Source organism: Salinarimonas sp. NSM (genome assembly GCF_052380005.1).
Lineage (GTDB): Bacteria > Pseudomonadota > Alphaproteobacteria > Rhizobiales > Beijerinckiaceae > Salinarimonas.
The window spans coordinates 1-5,863 of sequence record NZ_JBQTCJ010000103.1; the positions used below are offsets into that span (position 1 = coordinate 1).

The 5,863-nt window shown below is 73.5% G+C and carries 5 protein-coding genes; 1 reads left to right on the top strand and 4 read right to left on the bottom strand.

The window, feature by feature from the left end; translation table 11 throughout:
• The coding region (gene recJ, locus ACTZWW_RS22240) for a single-stranded-DNA-specific exonuclease RecJ (protein WP_444783155.1) at positions 1 to 1,319 on the bottom strand (1,319 nt) is incomplete at its 3' end.
• A gap of 374 nt (positions 1,320 to 1,693) precedes the next feature.
• Here recJ and ACTZWW_RS22245 point away from each other — a divergent pair.
• Positions 1,694 to 3,319: an acyl-CoA synthetase gene (locus ACTZWW_RS22245; protein WP_444783151.1), complete on the top strand. Its 1,626-nt coding sequence runs from the start codon at positions 1,694 to 1,696 to the stop codon at positions 3,317 to 3,319.
• Between the two features lie 151 nt (positions 3,320 to 3,470).
• Here ACTZWW_RS22245 and ACTZWW_RS22250 read toward each other — a convergent pair whose 3' ends face one another.
• The 3 genes from ACTZWW_RS22250 to ACTZWW_RS22260 all read right to left on the bottom strand — a co-directional run.
• The gene (locus tag ACTZWW_RS22250; protein ID WP_444783152.1) at positions 3,471 to 3,944 is read right to left on the bottom strand and encodes a YHS domain-containing (seleno)protein; all 474 of its coding nucleotides are present in this window, start codon (positions 3,942 to 3,944) and stop codon (positions 3,471 to 3,473) included.
• 11 nt (positions 3,945 to 3,955) lie between these two features.
• Complete coding sequence (locus tag ACTZWW_RS22255) at positions 3,956 to 5,392, bottom strand: dihydrolipoyl dehydrogenase family protein (RefSeq protein ID WP_444783153.1); 1,437 nt, start codon at positions 5,390 to 5,392, stop codon at positions 3,956 to 3,958.
• Positions 5,393 to 5,539: 147 nt separating this feature from the next.
• Positions 5,540 to 5,863: thiamine pyrophosphate-dependent enzyme (locus ACTZWW_RS22260; protein WP_444783154.1), on the bottom strand; the 324-nt coding region annotated here is incomplete at its 5' end.

Sequence of the window (5,863 nt, forward strand, 5' to 3'; positions counted from 1 at the left end):
GCCATGGCGTGCCCGCCGCCCTTCGCGGCGAGCCCCGCCTCGACCGCGGCGCGCACGGCGCGGCCGATGTCGGCGCCGGGCACGGAGCGGCCGGACCCCGTCGCGAGCCCCTCGGGCGAGGGCGCGCCGAAGGCGAAGGCGGGGCGGCGGAAGCGCTCCTTCAGCCGCGCCGCGACGAGGCCGACGATGCCGGGGTGCCAGTCGGCGCCGGCGACGACGAGGACCGGCGCGTCCGGCGCCGCGCCGAGGCTGCGCTCGGCCTGCGCCACCGCCTCCTCCAGCGCGATCGCCTCGATCGCCTGTCGCTCGCGGTTGTTGCGGTCGAGCGCCTCGGCCATCCGGGCGGCCTCGAGCGGATCGGTGCAGCCCAGCAGCCGCGCGCCGAGCGAGGCGTCGCCGACGCGCCCGCCGGCGTTGATGCGCGGGCCGACGAGATAGCCGAGATGCCACGCCTCCGGCGCCGCCGTGAGGCCCGCCGCGTCGAGCAGCGCGGCGAGGCCCGGGCGGCCGCGCCCGCGCATGATCGTGAGCCCCTGGCGCACGAAGGCGCGGTTGAGGCCCACGAGCGGCACGACGTCGGCGACGGTGGCGAGCGCCACGAGGTCGAGCTCGCCCATCAGGTCCGGCAGCCGCCCGGCGAGGGACGGCTCGCCGCGCAGCCGCCGCGCGAGCGCGACGAGGGCGAGGAAGACCACACCCGCCGCGCAGAGGTGGCCGAGGCCGGAGAGGTCGTCCTGCCGGTTGGGGTTCACCAGCGCGGCGACGGCGGGGAGCGCCTCGGGCGCCTGGTGGTGGTCGAGGACGACGACGTCCATCCCCAGCCGCGCCGCTTCGGCGAAAGGCTCGTGGCTGGCGGTCCCGCAGTCGACGGTGACGAGGAGCGTCGCGCCGGCCTCGGCGAGCGCCCGGATCGCGCCGGCATTGGGGCCGTAGCCCTCGGTGATTCGGTCGGGGATGTGGATCTCGATCGCGAGGTCGAGCGCGCCGAGGAAGCGTGCGACGAGGGCGGCGGAGCAGGCGCCGTCGACGTCGTAGTCGCCGAAGATCGCCACGCGCTCGCGCCGCAACACCGCGCGGGCGAGCCGCTCGGCGGCGGCGTCCATGTCGACGAGGGTCGAAGGGTCGGGCATCAGGTCGCGCAACTTGGGCGCGAGGAAGCCCGGCGCCTCCTCGAGCGCCACGCCGCGCCCGGCCAACACGCGGGCGAGGGCGTCGGGCAGGCCGTGCGCCTGGGAGATCGCGGTTGCGACGAGGCTCGTGCGCGCGTCGAGACGCTCGCGCCAGGGCCGTCCCGTGACCGAGCGGACGACGTCGAGCATGCCGCGCGGGCCGTCCGCGTCCGTCGCGCCCCGGTGATCGTCGGCGTCGCGCGCCTCGATGCGCGCTGCGGTGTCGAGCATCCCGTCCTCGCCTCGCTCGCGGTCGCGGCGCGTTCCTCGGCGGGCGGAATCGCCGCCGGCCGCGGGAACAGCGCCTTCGCGAAGATCCCTTGTTCCACGGCGGGACAGGGGCGACAAGGCCGCCGGCCGGCATCACGCGGGCGGTCCACAGGAGCCGCCGATGCGCGAGACGCGCGCCGAGTCGATCGGTCGCGGGCGAGGGCCACGATTCTTCCGATTGCGGCGCCCCCGGTGCCGCCGCTACGCTCGCCTCCCGCGACAGGCGCACGTGCGCCACGAGCCGAGGACACGCCATGGTGACGATCTACGACCGCGACCTCGACCGGAACCCGGCGAACTTCCAGCCGCTGACGCCGCTCGGCTTCCTCGAGCGCGCGGCGACGGTATTCCCGGAGCGCACGGCGATCGTCCACGGCGGCCTCAGGCGGACCTACGCCGAGTTCTACGCCCGCTCGCGGCGCCTCGCCTCGGCGCTGGCGAAACACGGCATCGGGCGCGGGGACACGGTGGCGGCGATGCTCGCGAACACGCCCGCGATGCTCGAGGCGCACTACGGCGTGCCCATGGCAGGCGGCGTGCTCAACACGCTCAACACCCGGCTCGACGCGGCGATCATCGCCTTCTCGCTGAAGCACGGCGAGGCCAAGGCGCTGATCACCGACCGCGAGTTCTCCAAGACGATCAAGGCCGCGCTGGCGCAGGTCGAGCACGACATCCTGGTGATCGACTACGACGACCCGGAATATCCGGGGGACGGCGAGCGGCTCGGTGCGCTGGAATACGAGGAGCTCGTCGCGCAGGGCGACCCGGACTTCCCCTGGTCGCCGCCCCACGACGAATGGGACGCGATCACGCTCAATTACACGTCCGGGACGACAGGAGACCCCAAGGGCGTCGTCTACCACCACCGCGGCGCCTACCTGCTGGCGACGGGCAACATCGTCACCTGCGCCATGGGCAAGCACCCGGTGTACCTGTGGACCCTGCCGATGTTCCACTGCAACGGCTGGTGCTTCCCGTGGTCGATCTCGGTGGTCGCCGGCACGCATGTCTGCCTGCGGCAGGTGCGCGCCAAGCCGATGTACGACGCGATCGCCGATCTCGGCGTCACGCACCTGTGCGGAGCGCCGATCGTGATGGCGACGCTGCTCAACGCGCCCGAGACCGACAAGCGGCCCCTGCCGCGCGAGGTGCAGTTCTTCACCGCCGCCGCGCCCCCGCCCGAGTCGGTGCTCGCCGCCATGCGCGAGGCGGGCTTTTCCGTCACCCACCTCTACGGCCTCACCGAGACCTACGGCCCCTCGGTCGTGAACGACTGGCACGCGGAGTGGGATGCGCTCGACGGGCCCGCCTACGCCCAGAAGAAGGCGCGCCAGGGCGTGCGCTACGCGGCGCTCGAGGGGCTCGCGGTGCTCGACCCGCAGACCATGGCCCCCGTCCCCGCCGACGGCGAGACGATGGGCGAGGTGATGATGCGCGGCAACGTGGTGATGAAGGGCTACCTCAAGAACCCGCGCGCGACGCGGGCCGCCTTCGCCGGCGGCTGGTTCCACTCGGGCGACCTCGGCGTGACGCATCCGGACGGCTACGTGCAGCTCAAGGACCGCTCGAAGGACATCATCATCTCGGGGGGCGAGAACATCTCCTCGATCGAGGTCGAGGACGTGCTCTACAAGCATCCCGCCGTCGCCGCCTGCGGCGTCGTCGCCAAGCCCGACGAGAAATGGGGCGAGACGCCCTGCGCCTTCGTCGAGCTCCGGGAGGGCGCCAGCGCCACCGCGGAGGAGATCGTCGCCTTCTGCCGCGAGCGGCTCGCGGGCTACAAGTGCCCGCGCCACGTCGTCTTCGCCGAGATCCCCAAGACCTCGACGGGCAAGATCCAGAAGTTCCGGCTGCGCGAGATGGCACGGGAGCCGTGACGCGCCGTCGCGCAGTCCCTCGAAGCGTGCGCCCGAGACTGTCCTTCCGCTACAGGGAAGGAGAATGGGGCGAGGCAATCGGTTCGAGCCACAACGGCGATCTGGGCCACGGAAGGCGTGCAGGGCCGACCCCCATGCCCGGTGTCCGTCTTCAGTCGGCGAGGATGCGCGGCCAGTTCGCGTCGGCGCGGGCGACGAAGCCCGGGATGTCCGCCTCCCAGCGCCGCTGCACGTTGCCGTCGAAATTGACGTAGAGCTTGCCGTCGACGATGCGCCAGTAGTCGGGATTGCCCGGCGCCCGGTAGCCCTCCGCCGTCGCCCAGGCGCAGTAGCCCCCGTATTGCGGGGCATAGGCCTGCGGGTCGGCCTCGAAGGCGGCGCGGTTGTCGGCGGAGGCGAAGCGCCAGGTGGCGCCGTTCCACTCCACCTCGTGCGCGCGCACGCCCTCGACCGGCCGCCCCTCGCGGAAGTAGGCGACGGCGTCGTAGCCGCCGAGCGCGAGGCTGGAGAAACGTCCGGTGTAGACCGGGTCGGCGTCGGCCTGCGCCGGGCCGGCGCGCAGGGCCGCGGCCGCCCCGATCGCGAGCGGAAGGGCGAGAAGCGTGCGGCGGGAGAGGGTCGTCATCATCGTCCTCCTCAGGTCCAGCGCTGCAGGAAGCGCACGACCTTGCGCGTGCGCTCCGAGAACAGGCTCGGGGTGAAGTAGGCGCCGGCGGCGCGCTTGGAGACTTCCGACAGGGTCGGATAGGGTGCGATCGCGCTCGCGACCGCGGCGATCTTCATCTTCTGCGTCACCGCGAGCACCCAGGGCAGGATCAGCTCGCCCGCATGCGCGCCCACGATCGTCGCCCCGAGCACCCGCCCGCCCTTGCCGACGACGACCTTGGCGAAGCCCTCCGTCTCGCGTTCGGCCCGCGCGCGGTCGTTCTCGGCGAAGGCGAAGCGCGCGACCGTGTGCGCCACGCCGCGCTTCTCGGCCTCGGCGGCGCTGAGCCCGACATGCGCGAGCTCGGGGTCGGCGTAGGTGACCCACGGCACGGCATCGTGATTGGCCTTCGCCGGCAGGTGGAAGAGCGCCCGGCGCACGACGATGCCCGCGTGATAGCCCGCCACGTGCGTGAACTGCGGCCCACCCGCCACGTCGCCGATGGCGAAGACCCGCTTGTTGGTGGTGCGCAGCCGCGCGTCCACCGTGATGCCGCGCGGCGAGTAGGCGATGCCCGCCGCCTCGAGGTCGAGCCCCGAGACGTTGGCACGCCGGCCGGCGGCGACGAGGAGGTGCGAGCCCTCCACCCGCTTCGTCTCGCTGTTCTCGAGGATGGTGACGGCGACGCCGTTGCCGGCGCGCTCGATACGCTCGATCTTGACCCACTCGCGGATGTCGACGCCCTCCGCGGCGAGCCGGTCGCGCACGATCGCCGCCGCCTCCGCGTCGTCGCGCACCAGCACGCGCGCGGCGTCGAGCACGGTGACGGCAGAGCCCAGCCGGCGATGCGCCTGCGCCATCTCGAGCCCGATCGGCCCGCCGCCGACGACGACGAGGTGCGCGATCCGCTCGCCGTTCTCGAACAGCGTCTCGTTCGTGAAGTAGGGCGTCTCGGCCAGCCCCGGGATCGGCGGCACGGCGGGCGACGAGCCCGTCGCCACGACGAAGCGGCGCGCCACGATGCGCTGCCCCCCGGCTTCCACGGTCCGCCCATCGAGGAAGCGTGCGGGTGCCTCGATGACGGTCACGCCGAGGCCGCGGAAGCGCTCGGGGCTGTCGTGCGGCGCGATGCCGGCGATCACGCCCTGGACATGGTCTCGCACCTTAGCGAAGTCGACCGCCGGCTCGTGGCCGTTGACGCCGAAGCGCCCGGACGTGCGCACCGCCTGCGCGGCGTGACCGGCGGCCAGCAGCGCCTTGGAGGGGACGCAGCCATAGTTCAGGCAGTCCCCGCCCATCCTGTGCTTCTCGATCAGCACGACGCGTGCCCCCATCTGCGCGGCGCCCGCGGCGACGGAGAGCCCGCCCGAGCCGCCGCCGATCACGCACAGGTCGGCGTGGACGATGTCGGAGGAGGGTGCGGTCATGGCTGCGGCTCCGCCCGTCGGCCGCCACGGGAGTCGCGGCGGCGGTCACGATCTGGGTCGAGCGGAGAATGCCTCGTTCCGAGGCGCGCGCCACAAAAGCCTGCATCACGCGCGGTGCCGATTGCGTGAGCCGATCGCGAGCGCGGGTCAACTCTCGTCGAGATCGGCCCCGAGCACCGTCTTCACGTCGAGAAGCGCCGGCCCGTCGCGAAACGACAGCGCCCGCTCGAGCGAAGTCGCCAGATCGTCCGCGTTCTCGGCACGCAGGCCCAGGCAGCCGAGCCCGCGCGCGGCGTCGTCGAAACGCGTCTCGACGAGCTCCGGGGGCGTGCCCTCCCCCTCGGGTGCGGCGGCGGCGCGGGCCGCGCCCGCGTTCGCGACGACGAGGTTGACCGGCAGGCCGAGCCGCCGGGCGCTCTCCAGCGTCCCGAGCGCGCGGGCGGCGCCGCGCTCGCTCGCGAGCGCCACGAC

Coding starts and splice junctions, on each gene's coding strand:
- ACTZWW_RS22250 (WP_444783152.1), bottom strand. CDS start 3,944: ATGACGACCCTCTCCCGCCGCACGCTTCTCGCCCTTCCGCTCGCGATC.
- ACTZWW_RS22255 (WP_444783153.1), bottom strand. CDS start 5,392: ATGACCGCACCCTCCTCCGACATCGTCCACGCCGACCTGTGCGTGATC.
- ACTZWW_RS22245 (WP_444783151.1), top strand. CDS start 1,694: ATGGTGACGATCTACGACCGCGACCTCGACCGGAACCCGGCGAACTTC.